This window comes from Novosphingobium sp. P6W, assembly GCF_000876675.2.
Classification (GTDB): Bacteria; Pseudomonadota; Alphaproteobacteria; order Sphingomonadales; family Sphingomonadaceae; genus Novosphingobium.
This window is the reverse complement of the sequence record NZ_CP030353.1, coordinates 1783737-1803135: the sequence shown is the minus strand read 5'-3', so window position 1 is coordinate 1803135 and position 19399 is coordinate 1783737. Positions and strand designations below refer to the sequence as shown.

Below are 19399 nucleotides of genomic sequence, written 5' to 3'. Positions count from 1 at the left end.
AGTTGCATATGTCCACTTTCCTGCGCTCTACCGCGCTTGCAGGCGTTTTCGCCGCCGCCTTCGCCAATACCGCCGTCGCCCATGCCGACGAGGAAGAGAACATTGGCGAAGATATCGTCGTCACCGGGTCCATCGTCTCGGCCCAGCAGGATTCGATTTCGGCCAAGCGCCGCGCCGACAACCTGTCCGACATCGCCGCTTCCGACGCGGTGGGCCGCTTCCCGGACCAGAACGCCGCCGCCGCGCTTTCGCGCCTGCCGGCCGTCGCTGTGCAGCGCGATCAGGGCCAGGAGCGTTACATCCAAGTGCGCGGCGCACCGAACCGCTGGACCTCGGTGAGCATCGACGGCGTGCCCATGGTCGGCGTCGACGAAGGCGGTGATACCCGCGCTTTCCGCTTCGACGCGATCCCGGCCGTGCTGCTCTCGCAGATGGTGGTCAACAAGTCGCTCACCTCGAACCTCCAGGCCGACGCGGTCGTCGCCACGATCGACCTTAAGACCTATTCGCCGATGGAGCAGAAGGGCCTGCACGTCTCGGGCGATGCGGGTTACGGCTTCATGGACCTGGGCAAGGGCGAACAGCGCCAGGGCTCGCTGCGCCTTTCGTGGTCGAACGACACTTTCGGGTTCGTCGTCGGCGGTTCGCACTACCGCCGCAAGCAGTTGACCGACAACCGCGAAGTGGGCGCCTACGACGCCAACGGGCCGACCGAGTTCGACGTTCGCCAGTATGAAATCGAGCGCTGGAACAACGGCCTTTTCGCCGGCGTGGAATATCAGCCGGAAGCAGGCAAGCGCATCTACGCCAAGGCGATCTTCTCGGAATTCAACGACAACGAGCAGCGCAACCAGTATGAATTCCGCCTCGACCGCGCGACTGGCGGCACCCGCACGCAGGACAGCGGCACCCTGACCAGCGTGCCGCTGCGCGGCAGCTTCAATTTCGGCGAATACCGCAACCGCAACTACATCGCCACCATCGGCGGCGATTACGAGGGCGACGACGGCTTCAATTCCTCGTTCAAGTTCAACTATGCCCGCACCGAGAACAGCACGTTTCTGCCGCTCGTTCAGGCCTCGACCAGCGGCGCTAACAACCTCAATCTGACGTATGACAACAGCGATCCGCGCTTTCCCATCGTCGACGTCGCGGGCACCTTCAACCAAGCCAGCCTTAACAACGCCGGCGCCTACGTCCTGCTCGGCCGCCAGAAGACGATTTCCGACAGCTACACCGTCAAGCTGGACCTCTCGAAGCAGATGGGCGACCTCACCCTGTCCGCCGGCGGCCTTTATGTAGACCGTGACATCAGCGGCAACGCGCTGTCGATCTCGAACATGGCAATGCTCGCCAATGGGGCCGCCGTGGGCCAGCCGTTTAACGTCAACAGCTACGTCACCGACAAGGCCTGGGACACCGGTTTCCCGCTCGGCGTCCAGCTCAACTACGTAGACAACGTCGCGATGCGCCGCGACATCGACAGCCTGTTGGGGCGCCTGCAAAGCGCGGGCCGTTACAATCCGGACCTCGATGTGCCGGCCACCGACCGCTATTTCCAGCGCGAACAGACGCTGGCCGGCTACGCCATGGCGCGGGTCGAAACCGGCAAGCTGACGGCAGTAGGCGGCGTGCGCGTCGAGAATTACGTGCTGGGCAATTCCGGCTCGGTGCTGGCCGGCGGCGCATATACCGGGCTTGATCGCCGCACCAGCAAGACCGACTTCTTCCCCAGCCTCAACCTGAAGTTCGACGCGACCGACAATCTCGTTCTGCGCCTTGCCGGCCAGCGCGGCGTATCCCGCCCAGCTTACGGCGCGATCCGCGTCGGCGCCTCGATCAACGACAGCAACAACCCCGGCACGGTCGGCGGCGGTAACCCCTTCCTCAAGCCGGAATACACCTGGGGTGCGGATGCCAGCATCGAATACTACCTGCCCGGCAACGGCATGATTTCGGTCGCCGGCTTCAGCCGCTGGGTCGACAATGTGCTGTACCAGACGCAGGCTGCGGTCGGTTCCGACTTCTACAACTTCGGCGGCATCGACCGTTCGAACTACCTGCTCTCGGGCACCTACAACGGCAAGAGCGGCAAGCTCTACGGCGTCGAGTTCAACGTGCTCAAGCAATTCGACTTCCTGCCCGGCGCGCTGGACGGCTTGGGCTTCCAGGGTAACCTGACCCTGCTCGACGGCCAGTTCGACACCCCGACCGAGAACAACATCGCCTTCCAGGGCATGTCGGACACCATCGCCAATGCCTCGGTCTTCTATGAGAAGTACGGCGTTTCGGCTCGGGTCAGCTACCAGTGGCGTTCGGACTGGCTGGATACGCTGGGCGGCCTGGGCAGCGGCGAATACCGCAAGGGCTACGAGAATGTCGACGTTTCGCTACGCTATGCGCTGACCGAGAACTTCACCCTTTTCGCCGACCTGGCCAACCTGACGAACGAAAAATACATCGCCTACCAGGGCACCACCGCAACCCCGACGGAAGTCGAGCAGATCGGTGCGCGCTACCTGTTCGGCGTCCGCTTCAGCTACTGATTGGGAGGACCTGAAAATGAAAAAGACCACCTGCAACGCGCTCATCGCCGCCGCCCTCGTGCTCGGGGCCTCACCGGCCTCGGCACGGGAACTCGCCGTGCTGACCCGGATCGACGACAAGACCGTCGAACTGACCCGCGAGGATACCGCGCCCGTCACGGTATGGATCAGCGCCGATACCCAGCTCGACAAGGGCGACACGCGCTTTGCCGCCGCCAGCAAGGACGGCAAGCTCACACTGCCGATCCCGGTGACGGAGCGCCGCTACGTCATCCTCGAAGGCAAGGGCGCGCATCGCACCGTCGTCGCCGAGCGCGTACTGCCGCTTCAGCAGGGCAGTAACTTTCGTGATATCGGCGGCTATGTCACCAAAAGCGGCAAGACCGTGAAGTGGGACAAGGCTTTCCGTTCCGGCGCGATGCCGCTGCTGACCGAGGCGGACTATAAGCTGCTGGGCCAGCTTGGCATCGGCAACATCGTCGACCTGCGCTCGCTGGAAGAACGGGAAGTGGCACCCGACCTGCTTGACGACCGCACCGGCGCATTGTTCATCGCCAACGATTATTCGATGAAGCCGCTCATGGCGCAGTACGGCAAGGGTGACGGCGAGAACGTCTACAAGGGCATGGAGAAGATGCTGGTCCCCCAGTTCCGGTCCATCTTTCGCCGCCTGATCGCCAACGAAGGCGCGGTGGTTTACCACTGTTCCGCCGGGCAGGACCGCACCGGCATGGCTACCGGGCTGCTCTACGATGTATTGGGCGTGGACCGCGACACCATCGTCAAGGACTATCACCTCTCCACCGCGCTGCGCCGCACGGAGTGGGAGATGCCCAAGGTAGATCCCAAGGATTATCCCAACAACTTCATCGTCCAGTACTATTTCAAGGACGGCAAGGACAAGCCGCACAAGGCCGAACCGCTGTTCACACCGACCGGCGCATCACACCTCGTGCAGTTCTTCGCCTACATCGACCAGCAATACGGCGGCTCGGAAGGCTACCTGAAGCAGGCGCTGGGCTTCACCGATCAGGACATCGCCAAGCTGCGGGCGACCATGCTGGACTGATCCGGCGCATTTCCGACAGTGCTGCGAATGGCCTTTCGCCGCTCGCAGCACCGTCAGAAGCGGCGAGACACGCCAAAATACACTTCCACCTCCGGTGCGTCATGGTCCAGCCCGGCATTGGCGCCCACATCGAACTGCAGCTTCTTCTCCGGCTGCCAGCCCAATGACAGGCCCGAAAGGTGCTGCACCTTGTGACCTTGCGGATCGTGGTCTGCCATGACCTGATACTCCGCCGTCGCAGTCAAAGTCTTAGCCAGTTGCAGCGATGCGCCGACCACTTCGCTGAAAGCGAGATGGCGGCCGCTGCCGTCTTCATCCACGGCGGCGTCGATCTCGGTAGTGGCGGCCAAGTTCACCTTGTCGGACAGTTCGTAGGAAAGCGGCACGAGAGCCCCGGCGCTCCAGTCCCCCGCACCGATCGGCTCTCGTCCGACGGGCAGTGTCACGAACGGCATCACCGCCACTGAAAAGCCGGAGCCGTCGGGGTTCGCCAGGTTGCGGCGCATGGCCAGCGTCACATCGCCTGCGGCGCTGCGATGGTCTATGGTGCCCGCCGCACGCTCGCGGGAAAATCCCAGCGCAGTCCAGCCGATCTGGACTTCGGCATGGTCCGCCACGCCGTAACGCACAAGAAAGTCGCCGGTGAGGAAAGTATCATCACGTTCCCCGGCGCTGCGCTCAAGCGTCCAGTCGCCGATACCGGCTTCCACGTAGACCTGCCCCGGCGAAACCGTGCAGGCCGGCGTACCTATCCCCGGGCGATCGGAGCAGAATTCACGCTCCTGCGCGCTCGCCGCCGTTGGCATCAAGGCAAGGGCTCCGAAAACGACTATGCCAATCCGCATCATACCGACCTTCCCAATACGTCAGGGAGTATGTCCCTGGCACTGCGCAAGTTCCCGGCTGCAGGCGAAAACACATGTTTCCCGGGCGCCCTGGCTATCGCCCGTCTGCGTCGGTGCTGCGACAATGGTGCCGACCAAGATTGTCTCGGTCGCCGTAACCATCTATGCTGCGTTGCAGCAAGAAAAGCGAGCGACCGCCGATGCCTGCACCGCGCCTTCACAAGCTGGACCTCGCCCTGCAGGGCGGCGGTGCCCACGGCGCCTTTACATGGGGCGTGGTGGAACGGCTGCTCGAAGAAGAGGGTATCTGGATCACGGCGTTGAGCGGGGCCAGCGCGGGCGCCATCAACGCTGCCGTCATGGCAAGCGGCCTTGCCACCGGCGGACGGCAGGGCGCCAGCCGGGCGCTATGGGCCTTCTGGAAAGCGCTCAGCCGTTCCAGCCGAGATGCCGGGCCTCTTATCCCCATGATCGAAGCTTTCCCGCTGTCGTTCGAGGCTGTCGCAAGCTGGTGGTCCAACGCCTTTGGCACTTTCACCCTGCCCAACACCCCGGAACTGGGCAGCGCGGCGCAGAAACTGCTACGCGACCTTCTCGAACAGCATATCGACTTCGATGCCCTTCGTTCCGACAAGTCCCCGCGGCTGTTCATATCGGCAACAGACGTGCGGACCGGCGGCGCGCGCATCTTCCGCAATGAGGAAATGTCCGTCGATGTCCTCCTCGCCTCAGCCTGCCTGCCCTTGATGTTCCCGCCTGTCACCATCGACGGCGCCGCCTATTGGGACGGCGGCTACAGCGCCAACCCGCCGATCCTCTCACTGGTTCAGGAAAGCCCCAGCGACGACCTGCTGCTGGTGACGATAAACCCGGCATCGCGGGACATGACGCCGCGCACATCGGGCGACATCTCCAACCGGCTCACCGAGCTGAATTTCAGCCAGACGCTCGTTAAGGACCTGCGCGGCCTGGTGCTGTTGCAGAGCGCGGTCGGCAGGCGCCTTCAATTCGGCAACGGCCTGCTGGCGAAGGTCAAGCGGCTGCGCATCCACGAGATCCACGACGAGCCGACGCTTGCCGCCATGCACCCACGCTCGAAGATGATCCCGGTGTGGAAACTGCTCATTCACCTGCACGCCAAGGGCCGCGACGCAGCGGCGAACTGGGTGGCGAATGAAGGCAAACTGCTCGGCAAATCGAGCACGGCCCACCTCGCCGAGCTTTACGGGCCGAAATAGCGAAAGGCCAGCCGGCAGGAAACGCGGTTGCGTTTTAGTGTTGTAGAAAACGAATTCTGTAGTGCAAAACGTGCACTTGTGCCGCACCGCAGCATCAGTCAAAAGGAACTCGCCTTTCAGGCATCCTCTCCCAAAACTTTCAAAGCCGGCCCTTGTGGCCGGCTTTTCTTTTGCCCTCATTGCCCCATCAAACGGCATGGCAATGAGCGCCGCACGTTGCGAGATCAGGCGCCGCACACCTCACCCGACCAACTGAACTTCATCATCCACCCCCTGCGATTGCTTACAGCTTTCCTGCAGTGGTAGCCCTATGCCCAGCGCGCCTATCGCAGCTCCGCGACTGCACAGGCAATATGCAAATACCAATTAAACAGTCCAATTTCTAGATATGGTGTTGCCATAAAATAGTGATCGGTATAGTCCAATCATCAAGACCGGGAGCTAGCCGGCAGGAATAGTGACGGAAGGGGATTTTTGCGTGAAAGGCCGTTCGATTCGATTCGCCTGGAGCATCGTGCTTCTCACGGCCACGCCCTTTCCGGTGCTCGCCGCTGAATTTCTCGTGCACGATCAGGCGGAATATCGCGCGGCGATGGCGAAAGCCGGTCCGGGTGATATCCTCCGTCTTGCCGATGGCGAATGGAAGGACTTCCCGGTCCTGTTTGAAGGAACCGGCACCGAAAAACTCCCCATCACCCTCACCGCTCAGACCAAGGGCAAAGTCGTCCTCTCAGGCGCTTCCAGTTTGAGGCTTGCGGGAAGCTATCTCGTGGTGTCCGGACTAGTCTTTCGCGGCGGCCACGCGCCGGGCGCGGAAGTCATCAGCTTCCGGCGGGATTCGCGCAATGTCGCCGTGCATTCCCGGCTGACGGAAGTGGTCATCGACCATTTCAACCAGACGGACCGCCGCAAGGAAGACCGGTGGGTCTCGCTTTACGGCCATGACAACCGCGTCGATCACAGCTGGTTCGCGGGCAAGGGCAATGCCGGCGTCACGCTCGCCGTCATCCGCCCAAAGGGCCAGGGTGAGGCGAACCGCCACAGCATCGATCACAACTATTTCGGTCCCCGCCCGCCACTGGGCTCGAACGGCGGCGAGACGATCCGCATCGGCACTAGCGACGAGTCTCTCTCTGATTCCGCCAGCCTGGTTGAGAACAACGTGTTCGACCGCTGCGACGGTGAGGTCGAGATCGTCTCGGTCAAGTCTGGCGGTAACATCATTCGCGGCAACCTGATCCTGCGCTCGCAAGGGTCGATCGTGCTGCGCCATGGCAACGGCAATCTGGTCGAACGCAATCTCTTCATGGGACACGGCAAGCCCCACACCGGCGGCGTGCGGGTGATCAACATGCGCCAGACCGTGCGTGACAACTACATGGAGGGGTTGGCCGGAACCGATTTCACCAGCGCGCTCGCGGTGATGAACGGCGTGCCCGGCTCCGCGATCAACCGCTACCACCCTGTGTCGCAGGCAGTGATCGCGCACAATTCAATCCTGAACGCAGGCCGGATTACGCTGGGCGCAGGCGCCGATGCCGAACGCACGGCGGCCCCGGTGCAGAGCGAGCTTCGCGCCAACCTGATGACGGGTGCCAACGCGGACACGCTCTTCCAGATCGACGCCGCCACGCGCGGCATTGCATTCTCCGGCAATGTGACCAATGCTGCCGTGCCTGCCGCTCTGTCGGCGGGTGTTCGCAAGGGCGGTGTTGCTCTTACGCGGGCGGCAAACGGCCTGCTTTACCCCTCCGAGCCGAAACTGGCGCAAGTGGGGGCTCCGCGCGATCTGAAGCCGGTCGCCCTAACGGAAGTCGGACCAGACTGGTATGCGAAACCGGCCGACCAGACCGCTTTCGGCACGGGTCGCATTGTTACCGTAGCGGCGGACGGCCTTGCCACTGCCGCCGCGCAGGCCGCCCCGGGTGACGTTTTGCGGCTCAAGGCGGGGAATTACACCGTCAACGCCCCCTTGCACATCGCCGTACCGCTGACGATCACCGGGCCGGCAGGCGCCCAGATCGTCTTTTCATCGACCACCCTTTTCGCACTGGCGGACGGCGGACGGTTGCGCCTGGAAGGGCTGACCATCCGGGGAGACAAGGCGCCGCGCCAACCCGGCAACGCCGCCGTGCGCGCCGCGCAGGTATCCACTATCGCCAACTACGCGGTGGAAATGGACGGCACCGCCTTCGCAGGCATGGACGCAGCGCCCGGCTTCGACCTGATCGCCACCGCCCCCGCCACTTTCGCCGACCACATCGACCTCAAAGGCATCACCGTGACCGGCCTTTCCGGCAAGGTCCTTGCCGCCAGCGCCGAAACCGGCGGCAAGGGCCTCTATGCGGCTGAGCATATCCGCATCGTCAATTCTCACTTCGAGCGCATCGGCGCCCTGGCCGATATCCTGCGCGGCGGGACCGACGAAAGCACCTTCGGCCCGGAAGTGACGATCACCGGCAATACTGTCGCGCAAAGTGGCCCCGTGCTGCTGACCCTGTCCGGCGTGCAGTCCACCCTGATCGAAGGCAATACCTTCCGCCGGGGCGGCGCCATCACTCTGGCGCACAGCGTGGGGTCACCGGACACCCGCGTTCTGGGCAACCGACTGGTCGAAACTCCGGAGCCGCTCATCAAGAAACTCTACCCGCAAGGCACCCCGAAAATTCAGGTGTCGGACAACACCCGCAGCGGAGACGCCTCATGATTGCCCGCTCTTTCCTCATCGGCGTGGCAGCCATCGCCATGTCGCCGCTTACGCTTCCCATGACCGTGCAGGCCGCACCGGACGATGCTCATCCCGTATTGATGGATGCGAGCAGCCTTTCCGGCATCGGCGCGAAGGCTCAAGCCTATCCGCTGTTCGGCGAGGAACTCGCCCGGGTAAGCAAGAACGTCGATGCCGCGATGAAGGCCGGCATCAGCGTGCCCGTGCCCAAGGATGCCGGCGGCGGCGCGAGCCATGAACAGCACAAGCGCAACTACACGGCGCTTTACGGCGCCGGCCAGCTCTACCGCATGACGGGAGAGCGCCGCTACGCCGACTTCGCGCGCGACATGCTGCTGGCCTACGCCAAGCTGTACCCCACGCTTGGCCCGCATCCGGCGGCGTCAAACCAGGCAGCCGGACGCCTGTTCTGGCAGAGCCTCAACGACAGCGTCTGGCTGGTCTACGGCATTCAGGGCTACGATGCGGTGCGCGATGCGCTGACCCCGCAGGAACGCCAGACGATCGACGACAACGTGTTCCGCAAGATGGCGCAGTTCCTCTCCACCGGATCGCCCAAGGTCTTCGACCGCATCCACAACCACGCGACATGGGCCAATGCCGGGGTGGGCATGACCGGCTACGTCCTGCGCGATCCCGACCTTGTCGAGAAGGCGCTCAAGGGCCTGGACAAGAGCGGCAAATCCGGGTTCCTGCGCCAGCTGGATCTGCTGTTCTCGCCCGACGGTTACTATGCGGAAGGGCCGTATTACCAGCGCTACGCCCTCCAGCCCTTCGTCATTTTCGCAGCCGCCATTGAGGCTAACGAGCCGCAGCGGCGCATCTTCGCCTACCGCGACGGCATCGTGCCCAAGGCCATCCGCACCACTATCCAGCTGACCTACGACGGCTATTTCTTCCCGCTCAACGACGCCATGCCGGACAAGAGCCTGCGCACCGAGGAACTGTATCAGGCCGTCGCCATCGGTTACGGCGTGACCCACGATCCCGCGCTGCTTTCCATCGCGCAGTGGCAGAAACGCACGGTGCTGACGCCGCAGGGCCTCGAAGTCGCGCGCGATGTCGCGGCGGGCAAGGCCAGGCCATTTCCCTTCGCCTCGATGAAGCTGCGCGACGGGCCGGACGGCGACAAGGGCGGCCTTGCCATCCTGCGCGCCGGGCCGGGCGACAAGGATCAGGTGCTGGTCGCCAAGAATACCGCGCAGGGCATGGGCCACGGCCATTTCGACAAGCTGAACTGGCTGCTCTACGACAACGGTCAGGCCATCGTGACCGACTATGGCGCCGCGCGTTTCCTCAATATCGAGGCCAAGGACGGCGGCCGCTACCTCCCTGAAAACGAGAGCTGGGCCAAGCAGACTGTCGCCCACAACACGCTGGTGGTGAACGAGGCCAGCCACTTCGGCGGCGATGCCAAGCTGGCCGACACCCTCGCCCCGCGCCAGCTCTATTTCTCGGGCGAAGGCCCAACCCGCGGCTCCATCGCGGAGATGGACGGCGCCTATGCCGGCGTCACCTTCCGCCGCGCGCTGGTGCAGCTTGATATCAGGGGCCTGAAAAGCCCGCTGGTGGTCGATCTGCTCAAGGTGAAGGGCGGCAAGCCTGCCCGCTACGACCTGCCGCTGCACTTCGCCGGGCACATCATCAACACCGGATTCCCCCTGCAATCGAACGTGACCACGCGCCCCGTACTGGGCAAGACGGACGGTTATCAGCACCTTTGGGTCGATGCCGCCGGCAAGCCCGGCGCGGACAACGGCGTCCTGGCCTGGATCGAGGATGGCCGCTTTTACAGCTACCGCGTCGCCACCCCCGGCGTCACCATGATCCTGGGCGAAAGCGGCGCCAACGACCCCCGCTTCAACCTGCGGCGGGAACCTTTCGTGATCCAGCGGCTGGACGGAGCCACCGATGCCGCCTTCGTCAGCCTGCTGGAACCGCACGGCCGCTACGACGCCTCGGCCGAGACCACCACCGGCAGCGAAAGCGCCGTGCGCGGCTTCACCCATGCGCGTCAAGGCGACGTCGACGTGGTCACCCTGACCCTGCGAGACGGGCGCCGCGTGGTGCTGGGGCTGGCCGACGATACCGACTCCGCCCGCAGCCATTCCCTGCAAATCGATGGGAAGGCGCAAAGCTTCAAAGGCCCGCTCGGCCGCTTCGATGTGGAGAAGGCCAAGTGAAGAACATGCGCTGGTTGGTCATCACCCTGATCGGGCTGGCCACCGTCATCAACTACATCGACCGCAACGCGCTGGCCGTCATGTGGCCCGCCGTCTCCAAGGAGATCGGCGCGGACAAGTCCGACTATGCCCTGTTGGTGACGATCTTCATGATCGCTTACGCCTTCGGGCAATCGGTGTTCGGCAAGATCTTCGACGTGATCGGCACCCGCATGGGTTTTGCCGTGTCGATCCTGTTCTGGTCGCTGTCCATCGGGTTGCATTCAGTGGTCCGCTCGCTGGGCCTGCTGTCGCTGCTGCGCGTGACGCTGGGCGTCAGCGAGGCGGGCAACTGGCCGGGCGCGGCCAAGGCCAATGCGCTGTGGTTCCCGCAAAAGGAACGCGCGCTGGCGCAGGGCATCTTCAATGCCGGAGCCTCGCTGGGCGCGATCGTCTCGGCGCCGCTGGTGGCGCTGCTGTTCACCGGCTTTGGATGGCGCACCACGTTCCTGCTGATCGGCGTGCTGGGCTTCCTCTGGCTGCTGCCCTGGCTGTTCTTCTACCGCGCCGACCCGGACGGCCACCCGTGGCTGACCCAGGCCGAGCGCGATCATATCATGGGCACCGCCGACAATAGCGCCGCACCCAAAGCACCCGCCTACGCCCCCGGCTGGACCGAGATGCTGCGCCACCGCGAAAGCTGGGCGATCATCCTCAGCCGCTTCTTCCTCGATCCGGTGTGGTGGCTGTTCGTCTCGTGGCTGCCGATCTATCTGGCCGAAACCTTTGGCTTCGACGTCCAGCAGATCGGCATGTTCGCCTGGGTTCCTTTCGTGGGCGCGATGGCGGGCAGCCTGACCGGCGGCTGGCTTTCGGGCATGCTCATCGCCCGTGGACGCACCGTAAATTTCGCCCGCAAAACCGCGATCACGCTGGGCTGCGTCATCATGTTGCCCCCGCTGCTGCTGACCATGCATGCCGCAACGCCGCTTTATGCCGTGCTGCTGATCGCGGTGATCCTGTTCGGTTTCCAGATGGCCATCAACAACATCCAGACCCTGCCGGCCGACTATTTCGGCGGCGGCACGGTCGGCTCGCTGGCGGGCCTTGGCGGCACGGCGGCGGTGGCCGGCACCCTCGTCACCACCTGGCTGGTGCCGTCGATGACGCAGGAAAGCTACGCCCCGATCTTCGCACTGGCCGCCGCGCTGGTGCCGGTATCGCTCCTTTGCGTCTGGCTGCTTGGCGGCCGGATCGCCCCTCTCACCTCCCCCTCCCATCTCAATAACGAGGCCTAACATCATGCGTTTCAAGGACAAGATCGCCATCGTCACCGGCGGCGGCCGCGACATCGGCAAGTCGGTATCCCTCCAGCTTGCGCGCGAAGGCGCCAAGGTCGTCATCAACTACCGCAGCAACCGCGAGGAAGCCGAAAAGACCCTGGCCGAGATCGAAGCCGAAGGCGGCACCGCGATCATCCATCAGGCCGATGTCAGCATCGCCGCAGACGTGACCGGCCTGATCGCCGCCACCGCGGCCGCATTTGGCGACCGGATCGACTTCGTGGTGAACCTTGCCGGCGGCATGGTCGCCCGCAAGACCCTGGCTGAGATGGACGAGGCGTTCTTCGACCACGTTATGGACCTGAACCTCAAGTCCGCGTTCCTTGTTACCAAAGCCGCGCTGCCGTACCTCGCCAAGGGCAGCGCCATCGTCAATATCGCCTCGCTCGCCGGGCGTGACGGCGGCGGTCCGGGCGCCAGCATCTATGCCACCTCGAAAGGCGCACTGATGACGCTGACACGCAGCTGGGCCAAGGAACTGGGGCCGCAGGGCATCCGCGTGAACGCCGTGTGCCCCGGCCTGATCGGCACCAGCTTCCACGACATCTTCTCCAAGCCCGAGGGCCGCGCCGCGACCGCCGGCAACACCCCGCTGCGCCGCGAAGGCCACCCGGATGAAGTGGCAACCACCGTTTCGTTCCTGCTCTCGGAAGAGGCCGCGTTCCTGACCGGCGTCAACCTCGACATCAACGGCGGCCTGGCCTTTTCCTGAGGAATACCATGATGTCGCGACAGGCATGGATGATCGCGGGGGCAGCGGCAATGCTGGCCCTGCTCGCCCCCACCGCTCAGGCCCAGGAGGCCGCTGCCAACCCCGACAGCAGCAAAAACCGCACGGTCAGAGCTGACGCGGAAAAGCTGGCGGCGGACAAGATCGTCCTCGTGGGCGATTCCACGATGGCGCCGACCAGCGGCTGGGCATCCCTGTTCTGCGCGCATCATGTGAAGTCTTCGGTCGCCTGCCTCAACCTGGGGCGCGGCGGCCGATCGACCCGCAGCTACCGACAGGAAGGCTCATGGGACATCGCCCTCGCCGAAGCGAAAGTGCCGGGCTATCGGCGCACTTACGTCCTGATCCAGTTCGCGCATAACGACCAGTCCACGATCGCCGAACGCTGGACTGAAATGGGGGCCGAGTTCCCCGCCAACCTTGGCCGCATGGTGAAGGAAGTGCGCGCAGCGGGCGCCGTGCCTGTGCTGCTCACCCCGCTGACCCGCCGCGAATTCGTGAAGGGCAGGCTCAACAATACGCTGGAGCCGTGGTCCGCCAAAGTCCGCGAAATAGCGACTGCGATGAAAGTCCCGCTGGTAGACCTCAATGCAGCGAGCGCAGCGGCGGTTCAGGCCATGGGACCAGAGGCGTCCATGGCCCTGGCCCAGACGCCGCCCAACGACGCCGAACGCGCTGCGGCGCGTACCGGAACCACCCTCAAGCCGCGCCCGGCAGCAGAAGCGCGCCTCCCCGACGTACCGACTACGACCGACGGTCCACGCGCGCAGTTCCAGCGAAAATTCGACTACACCCATGTCGGAGACAAGGGCGCCGACCTGTTCGCCGCACTCGTCGCGCAAGGGCTTGCAACAGCGGTGCCGGGCCTGCGCAGCCAGATAGCACCGTGAAGGCGCCGAGGCGGCAAAAACGCCTTTAACACTGAAAGGCACGATCCGCCCCGCTCCGTCACCCCGAACTTGGTTCAGGGTCCATTTCTCGGTCCAGACTGAGCGCAGGTTCCGCAGCCAAGCAGTCGGCTGGGAACCGCGCGGGCCTTTGTCCAAATCAATAGCACCGAAATTAGGCAGCCCGGAAAACTGACCGTTCGCTCGCCTTATCTGTTCATACCAATTTTGCATGACGATTATTTGCATATTGGACCACACAACAGGTTGACACGAATCTGAAATCTGGTCAGCAATAATAAAAATACCCAAGAGGGAAGAGGAATCATGATGCTGTCTACGAAGTGGGCCTCGCAGCGCCGCGCCATTCGTTGTTCGCTACTAGCCGGGATCGCCTTCACCGGCTGTCCGGCCTTCGCGCAAGATGCCGCGCCTCAGGAAGACCAGCAGGCACAGACCATCGGCGGCGCCACCGCCCCCGACATCATCGTCACCGGCTTCCGCGAAACGCTGCAAACCTCGATCAACGAAAAGCGCCGCGAAACCGCGATCGTGGATTCGCTTTCGTCCAGCGAAGTGGGCGACCTGCCCGCGCTTTCGGTAGGTGAGGCGATCCAGACCATCACCGGCGCGACCTCGCACCGCGAAAAGGGCGGCGCTTCGGAAATCTCGCTGCGCGGCCTCGGCTCGTTCCTCAGCAACACCACCTTCAATGGCCGTGACGCCTCGAACGGCAGCGGCGACCGTGCTGTCAACTTCAACCAGTTCCCGTCCGAACTGGTCAACGGCATCAAGATCTACAAGACCCAGCAGGCCGACCTTGTCGAAGGCGGCGTTGCAGGCACGATCGAACTGGCCACCATCCGCCCACTGGAATTCAAGAAGCGCCGCGTGCAGCTGGAAATGAAAGGCTCCTTCAGCCCTTATCAGGACCGCGTCGTCGGTTCGGATGGTCTGGGCTGGCGCGGCACCGCCAGCTATGTCGACCAGTTTGATGCGGGTTCACTTGGCGAGATCGGCGTGGCCGTCGGCTTCCAGCGCAACAAGACCAACAACCCGGAGGAAACGTACGCCGCCAGTTCCACGTGGGTCGCGTGCAACCCCGCCGTATCCGTGCCGGCCGGCAACTGCTCGGAAGTCAGCCGCCGGCAGGCCGCCGCCGGCACGCCCTTTGCGCTGGTCCCCAATGCCGCGACGTTCCGCCAGATCAGCGAAAGCGACAAGCGCGACGCCGTCTTCGGTGCCATCCAGTGGAAGCCCAGCCCGACGCTGGATATCAACCTCGACGTCCAGTATTCCAAGCGCAACTATTCCGAAGATCGCCGCGACCTGAACCTGTCGGAACTGCGCTACGGCCTGACCAACATGGAGTACGACGAGAACGGCGTCCTCACCCATGTCGAAGGCAAGACCTCGCTGGAAGCGGTAGGCACCCTGCTCGAACGGCAGGAGGAATATCTCGGCGGCGGCATGAATGTGGAATGGCAGGCCACCGACCGTCTGACCGTCAAGGCCGACGCATCCTATTCGCGCACCGTGCGTACCGACGTCGAACGCTCCGTTCGCCTGCGTACCGATCCGCTGGATATCTACGGCAACCGCACCGCGATCAACAACCAGCGCGTCGGCTATATCTATGACGTGGCGCCGGGCAGCTACGCCCCCACCCTTACCATCGACCCGCGTTTCGACGTGAACGACCACAGCCTGTTCAGCGACGATGCCCGCCTGCGCCGCGATGAACTGCAGCGCCGCAACGAGATCATCGCCGGCCGCCTCGATGCGACGTATGAGATGGACGGCTTCCTGCGCGGTATCGCTGCAGGCGTGCGCTGGTCCAAACTGACTTATTCGGACTACGACGACCGCGTCGAGATCACGCAGGACGACCGCAACGTCGACCGCGACGTAAACCTTGGCTGCCGCACCATCTTCCCGCAGCGCGACTACCTTTCCAATGCCCCTGGCGGCCAGCTTTCCAGCTGGGCGACGTTCGATCCGGTCTGCCAGTTCCAGGGCTATCTCGGCACCGAAGACCCCGGCCGCAACGCCGACGTCCGCTCTGTCGCCAACCGCGACGTGACGGAAAAGACCTTCGCCGCCTACCTCATGGCCAATTACGAGGGCGATCTGGGCAGCATGCCGATCCGCGGCAACTTCGGCGTGCGCGCGGTGCAGACCCGCGTGACATCGAAGGGCCTGCGCAGCGACCTTGAGGTCGTGACCAATGGCGACGGTTCCATCCGCCTGGTCGACAGCGGCGTGTTCGATACCGTGACGATCAAGAGCAAGAGCACGCGGTTCCTGCCCAGCCTCAACGCCATCTTCGAACTGAGACCGGACGTGCTGCTGCGGGTCGCCGGCTACCGCGCGATGTCGCGCCCTGCCCCCAGCGCGCTCGGCGCGGGCCGCACGATCCAGTTGGAGGACGGCACCAACTTCAGTTCCGTGGCCGATGCCATCAGCCTCATCACCGCAAACGGATCGCCGCGTTTGAAACCGCTGATGTCGTGGAATGCCGACGCCGCGCTGGAATACTACCTCAACAAAGACTCGCTGTTCTCGGCGACGGTTTACTACAAGCAATTCTCCGGCGGCTTCATTCCGGTCGTGCTGGACGAGAACTTTTCGATCGGCGGTCAGGACTATTCCATACCGGTCGTCCAGACCCAGAACAGCACCCGCAAGAGCCGCGTCTACGGGCTGGAAGTGACGCTTGCGAACCGCTTCTCGTGGCTACCCGCCCCGTTCGACGGACTGGGCGGCAAGGTCAGCTACAATTACGCCAATTCCATCTTCAAGAACGAGGACATCCGCCTTGGCGCGGTGCTCGACCCGGAAACGGGCGTGACCACGCCGGGGATGATCCCCGCTGCGAACCTTTCGGGCTATTCCAAGCATGTCGTCTCGGCTCAGCTTTACTATTCGCTGGGCGGGCTGAACCTTCAGGCGATCTACAACTACCGTTCGAGTTACTATCAAGACTTCGTGGGCGGCAACTCCCAGCTGCGCTATGTGCGCGGCAACGACACTGTGGACCTGCGCGCTTCGTTCGACATTAACAAGCGCGTGCAGGTGCAGCTTCAGGCGGTGAACATCTTCGACGAACCGAAGATTACCGACATGCCGGTGCAGGGCAGCATCCGCCAGTATCACTACTACGGATCGCGCTACTTCGCAGGGGTACGCGTCAAGCTGTGAACATGCGGCTGGCGAATTGGTCAGGCAATTGCTTCGATTTGGCATGGAAGCTATAGGCGGACGTGTAACGAGAGAGAAGAACCATGGCTGACAGGTTGTTTCAGGGCATTGCCGACCAGATCGTCGCACTCATCGACGAAGGGGTGTTCCCTCCCGGAACACGCCTTCCCGGCGAACGCGAACTGGCGGAGCGCTTCAACGTCAGCCGCGTGACCATTCGCGAGGCTGAAATCGCGCTTCAGGCCGTGGGTGTCATCAAGATCAAGACTGGCTCGGGCGTCTACGTCGCGGACCGGAACGACCGTAGCGACGATACCTTGCCCAAGGTCAGCGCCCTGGAACTGACCGAGGCGCGCTCATTGTTCGAATCCGAAGCCGCAGCGTTGGCCGCGCCCGTCATCTCGGATCAGACACTGGCGCGGCTGGACGAACTGCTCGCCGCGATGGCGACGGAGACAGACGACGAGAAATCCACCGAGATCGACCGCGAATTCCACATGGTCATCGCTTCAGCCTCGGGAAACGGCGCGATCACCCATGTCATCCGCACACTTTGGCGGCTGCGCACCGAACTGCCGGAAGTGCGCCACACCCACGAAAGCGTCTGCCATCACGACGGCATGACGCGCCAGGATGAACACGCCGCGGTGGTTGAGGCACTGCGCCGCCACGACCCCCAGGGCGCTCGGCTTGCCATGCGTCAACACTTTCAGCGCCTGCTCGGCTCGATGCTTGACGCTACCGAGGAACATGCCATTTCCGAACTCAGGCGCAAGGCGCAGGAAAGCCGCGAACGCTTTTTGATGAGCGCCAAGATCGGTTGACCTCGCAATCTACAGGAGTTTTCCCATTACCGGCCACGTCACCTGCTTCGGCGAAGTATTGCTGCGCTTTGCCACCCCCGCCGCCCGCCTTACCGTTCAATGCGATAGTCTCGACATGGTCGTAGGCGGCGCTGAGGCGAACGTCGCGGCAGGTCTCGCCTCTCTCGGGCATAGCGTGAGGATGGTGACGCGCCTGCCCTCCAGCCCGCTGGGTGACAAAGCCCGCGCGGCGCTGGCCGGCTCGGGAATCGATACCGCCCACGTCGCCCGTGCACCGGGCCGCATGGGCCTCTATTTCCTTGAGAGCGGGGCGGGGCTGCGCCCCTCGTCGATCACTTATGATCGCGCGGGAAGTCTTTTCGCATCCTCCTGCGCAAACGACTTCGACTTCGCGTCCGCTCTCAAGGGAAGCCGGTTGCTGCACCTGTCGGGGATCACCCCGGCGCTCGGCGAGGGCGGTGTTGCGCTGGCGCAGGCTGCCGTTGCTGCAGCCAATGCTGCAGGCGTGCCGATCTGCTTCGACGGCAATTACCGCGCGCTATTGTGGGACGCGTGGGACAGCGATCCGCGCAGTATCCTGACCGACCTCATGCAATCGGCAACCGTCATGATCGGCAACCACCGCGACATCTCGCTACTGCTGGGCAAGCCGTTTTCCGGCGATGGGTCCGAGCGCCGCCGCGAAGCCGCACTGGCTGCTTTCGAGGCCTTTCCCAAGCTGCAACTGATCGCCTCCACCGCGCGCCACATCGTGAACTCGGGCCACCACCGCATCGCCGCCCGCATCGACGCACGCGACGCCGCGCACCAGACCGCCGAAGTGGACGTCACCGCCATCGTCGACCGCATCGGCACTGGCGACGCTTTTGCTGCAGGCGTGCTGCACAAGTGGCTCGAAGGCGCGGACATCGTCGCCACCGCGCAGGCGGGCCTCGCCTACACCGTCCTCAAGCACACCCAACCCGGCGACATGTGCCTGATCGGGCCCGGCGAACTCGATGCTTTCTCGGCAAGCGGGGGTGACGTGCGGCGATAAGATGGTACGACGCGCCTTTGGTTTCACTCACGAAAGGGAGGTCGACGATGACCATCGAACGGCATGTGCGCGTGTACGAGGCACCCGGCGGAACTTACGAGGCGATGGCGGTGTACGATCCCGCTGCGGGCGAGCAGCCCGGCCTGCTGTTCCTCCCCAATTTCATGGGCACCAAGGAATGGGATTTCGCCAAGGCGGAACTGGTAGCGGCGCTGGGTTTCAAGGTTCTCGTCGTCGACTTCTACGGTCAGGGCAAGCGCGGCACCGATATGGAATCGGCCAGCAAACTGCTGCAGGAACTGACTGCCGACCGTGCGCTGATGCGTGACCAGTTGCTGGCGCATCACGCCGAACTGTTCAAGCTGCCCGGCGTCAAGCCCGGCCGCGTGGCAGCGCTGGGTTTCTGCGCCGGGGGCAAATGCGTCCTCGACCTCGCGCGGGCCGGTGTCGATCTGGCGGGTGTGGTAAACCACGGCGTCTACGATGCGCCCGAATTTGCCAATGCCCCTATGACTGCCAAGCTGCTGGTCTGCCACGGCTGGAACGATCCGCTCTGCCCGCCTGAAGCGACCGTGGCCCTCGCCGCCGAACTGACCGAAGCGGGCGCGGACTGGCAGCTCATCGCTTATGGCGACACCGGCCACGCCTTCACGGCGGAGAGCAAATCGCTCAATCCGGAAAAGACCTTCGGATTCCAGCCCGCCACCAACCGCCGCAGTTGGCAGGCCATGGTGAATTTCTTCGAAGAGAGCTTCTAAGGCCGCCTGTCACACTGCATGGGATCTGCCTG

At 63.8% G+C, this 19399-nt stretch carries 13 protein-coding genes; 12 read left to right on the top strand and 1 reads right to left on the bottom strand.

Going from position 1 to position 19399, the window contains the following annotated elements; translation table 11 throughout:
* Window positions 1-8: 8 nt before the first annotated feature.
* Window positions 9-2546 carry a TonB-dependent receptor gene (locus TQ38_RS23965; RefSeq protein WP_043970144.1) on the top strand — a complete coding sequence of 846 codons (2538 nt, stop codon included), beginning with the start codon at window positions 9-11 and terminating at the stop codon, window positions 2544-2546.
* Between the two features lie 16 nt (window positions 2547-2562).
* Window positions 2563-3615, top strand: a complete 1053-nt coding sequence (locus TQ38_RS23960) for a tyrosine-protein phosphatase (RefSeq protein WP_043970142.1) — start codon at window positions 2563-2565, stop codon at window positions 3613-3615.
* A gap of 53 nt (window positions 3616-3668) precedes the next feature.
* Here TQ38_RS23960 and TQ38_RS23955 read toward each other — a convergent pair whose 3' ends face one another.
* Window positions 3669-4463, bottom strand: a complete 795-nt coding sequence (locus TQ38_RS23955) for a transporter (protein WP_052505503.1) — start codon at window positions 4461-4463, stop codon at window positions 3669-3671.
* A 197-nt stretch (window positions 4464-4660) separates the two neighbouring features.
* Between TQ38_RS23955 and TQ38_RS23950 the strand changes: the two genes are divergently transcribed.
* The 10 genes from TQ38_RS23950 to TQ38_RS23905 all read left to right on the top strand — a co-directional run bounded on the left by TQ38_RS23950 (window position 4661) and on the right by TQ38_RS23905 (window position 19367).
* Window positions 4661-5698: a patatin-like phospholipase family protein gene (locus TQ38_RS23950; RefSeq protein WP_043970140.1), complete on the top strand. Its 1038-nt coding sequence runs from the start codon at window positions 4661-4663 to the stop codon at window positions 5696-5698.
* 478 nt (window positions 5699-6176) lie between these two features.
* Entirely contained in the window at window positions 6177-8405 is a 2229-nt protein-coding gene (locus TQ38_RS23945) for a polysaccharide lyase 6 family protein (protein WP_240198077.1), read from the top strand.
* Window positions 8402-10609: an alginate lyase family protein gene (locus tag TQ38_RS23940; protein ID WP_052505502.1), complete on the top strand. Its 2208-nt coding sequence runs from the start codon at window positions 8402-8404 to the stop codon at window positions 10607-10609. Before TQ38_RS23945 ends, TQ38_RS23940 begins: the two co-directional genes overlap by 4 nt.
* 5 nt (window positions 10610-10614) lie before the next feature.
* Window positions 10615-11886 carry an MFS transporter gene (locus TQ38_RS23935; RefSeq protein WP_043970708.1) on the top strand — a complete coding sequence of 424 codons (1272 nt, stop codon included), beginning with the start codon at window positions 10615-10617 and terminating at the stop codon, window positions 11884-11886.
* Between the two features lie 4 nt (window positions 11887-11890).
* The gene (locus tag TQ38_RS23930) at window positions 11891-12643 is read left to right on the top strand and encodes an SDR family NAD(P)-dependent oxidoreductase (protein ID WP_043970138.1); all 753 of its coding nucleotides are present in this window, start codon (window positions 11891-11893) and stop codon (window positions 12641-12643) included.
* A gap of 8 nt (window positions 12644-12651) precedes the next feature.
* Window positions 12652-13551: a rhamnogalacturonan acetylesterase gene (locus TQ38_RS23925; protein ID WP_240198076.1), complete on the top strand. Its 900-nt coding sequence runs from the start codon at window positions 12652-12654 to the stop codon at window positions 13549-13551.
* A 324-nt stretch (window positions 13552-13875) separates the two neighbouring features.
* Window positions 13876-16749: a TonB-dependent receptor gene (locus TQ38_RS23920; RefSeq protein WP_205316140.1), complete on the top strand. Its 2874-nt coding sequence runs from the start codon at window positions 13876-13878 to the stop codon at window positions 16747-16749.
* A gap of 83 nt (window positions 16750-16832) precedes the next feature.
* Complete coding sequence (locus tag TQ38_RS23915; RefSeq protein ID WP_043970135.1) at window positions 16833-17573, top strand: FadR/GntR family transcriptional regulator; 741 nt, start codon at window positions 16833-16835, stop codon at window positions 17571-17573.
* Window positions 17574-17598: 25 nt separating this feature from the next.
* Entirely contained in the window at window positions 17599-18609 is a 1011-nt protein-coding gene (locus TQ38_RS23910; protein WP_043970133.1) for a sugar kinase, read from the top strand.
* A gap of 47 nt (window positions 18610-18656) precedes the next feature.
* Window positions 18657-19367, top strand: a complete 711-nt coding sequence (locus TQ38_RS23905) for a dienelactone hydrolase family protein (protein ID WP_043970131.1) — start codon at window positions 18657-18659, stop codon at window positions 19365-19367.
* The last annotated feature ends 32 nt before the right edge of the window (window positions 19368-19399 follow it).

What these genes read in the sequence shown, in the direction of transcription:
- TQ38_RS23965 (WP_043970144.1), top strand. Translation starts at nt 9, where the DNA reads ATGTCCACTTTCCTGCGCTCTACCGCGCTTGCAGGCGTTTTCGCCGCC.
- TQ38_RS23960 (WP_043970142.1), top strand. Translation starts at nt 2,563, where the DNA reads ATGAAAAAGACCACCTGCAACGCGCTCATCGCCGCCGCCCTCGTGCTC.
- TQ38_RS23955 (WP_052505503.1), bottom strand. Translation starts at nt 4,463, where the DNA reads ATGATGCGGATTGGCATAGTCGTTTTCGGAGCCCTTGCCTTGATGCCA.
- TQ38_RS23950 (WP_043970140.1), top strand. Translation starts at nt 4,661, where the DNA reads ATGCCTGCACCGCGCCTTCACAAGCTGGACCTCGCCCTGCAGGGCGGC.
- TQ38_RS23940 (WP_052505502.1), top strand. Translation starts at nt 8,402, where the DNA reads ATGATTGCCCGCTCTTTCCTCATCGGCGTGGCAGCCATCGCCATGTCG.
- TQ38_RS23935 (WP_043970708.1), top strand. Translation starts at nt 10,615, where the DNA reads ATGCGCTGGTTGGTCATCACCCTGATCGGGCTGGCCACCGTCATCAAC.
- TQ38_RS23930 (WP_043970138.1), top strand. Translation starts at nt 11,891, where the DNA reads ATGCGTTTCAAGGACAAGATCGCCATCGTCACCGGCGGCGGCCGCGAC.
- TQ38_RS23925 (WP_240198076.1), top strand. Translation starts at nt 12,652, where the DNA reads ATGATGTCGCGACAGGCATGGATGATCGCGGGGGCAGCGGCAATGCTG.
- TQ38_RS23920 (WP_205316140.1), top strand. Translation starts at nt 13,876, where the DNA reads ATGATGCTGTCTACGAAGTGGGCCTCGCAGCGCCGCGCCATTCGTTGT.
- TQ38_RS23915 (WP_043970135.1), top strand. Translation starts at nt 16,833, where the DNA reads ATGGCTGACAGGTTGTTTCAGGGCATTGCCGACCAGATCGTCGCACTC.
- TQ38_RS23905 (WP_043970131.1), top strand. Translation starts at nt 18,657, where the DNA reads ATGACCATCGAACGGCATGTGCGCGTGTACGAGGCACCCGGCGGAACT.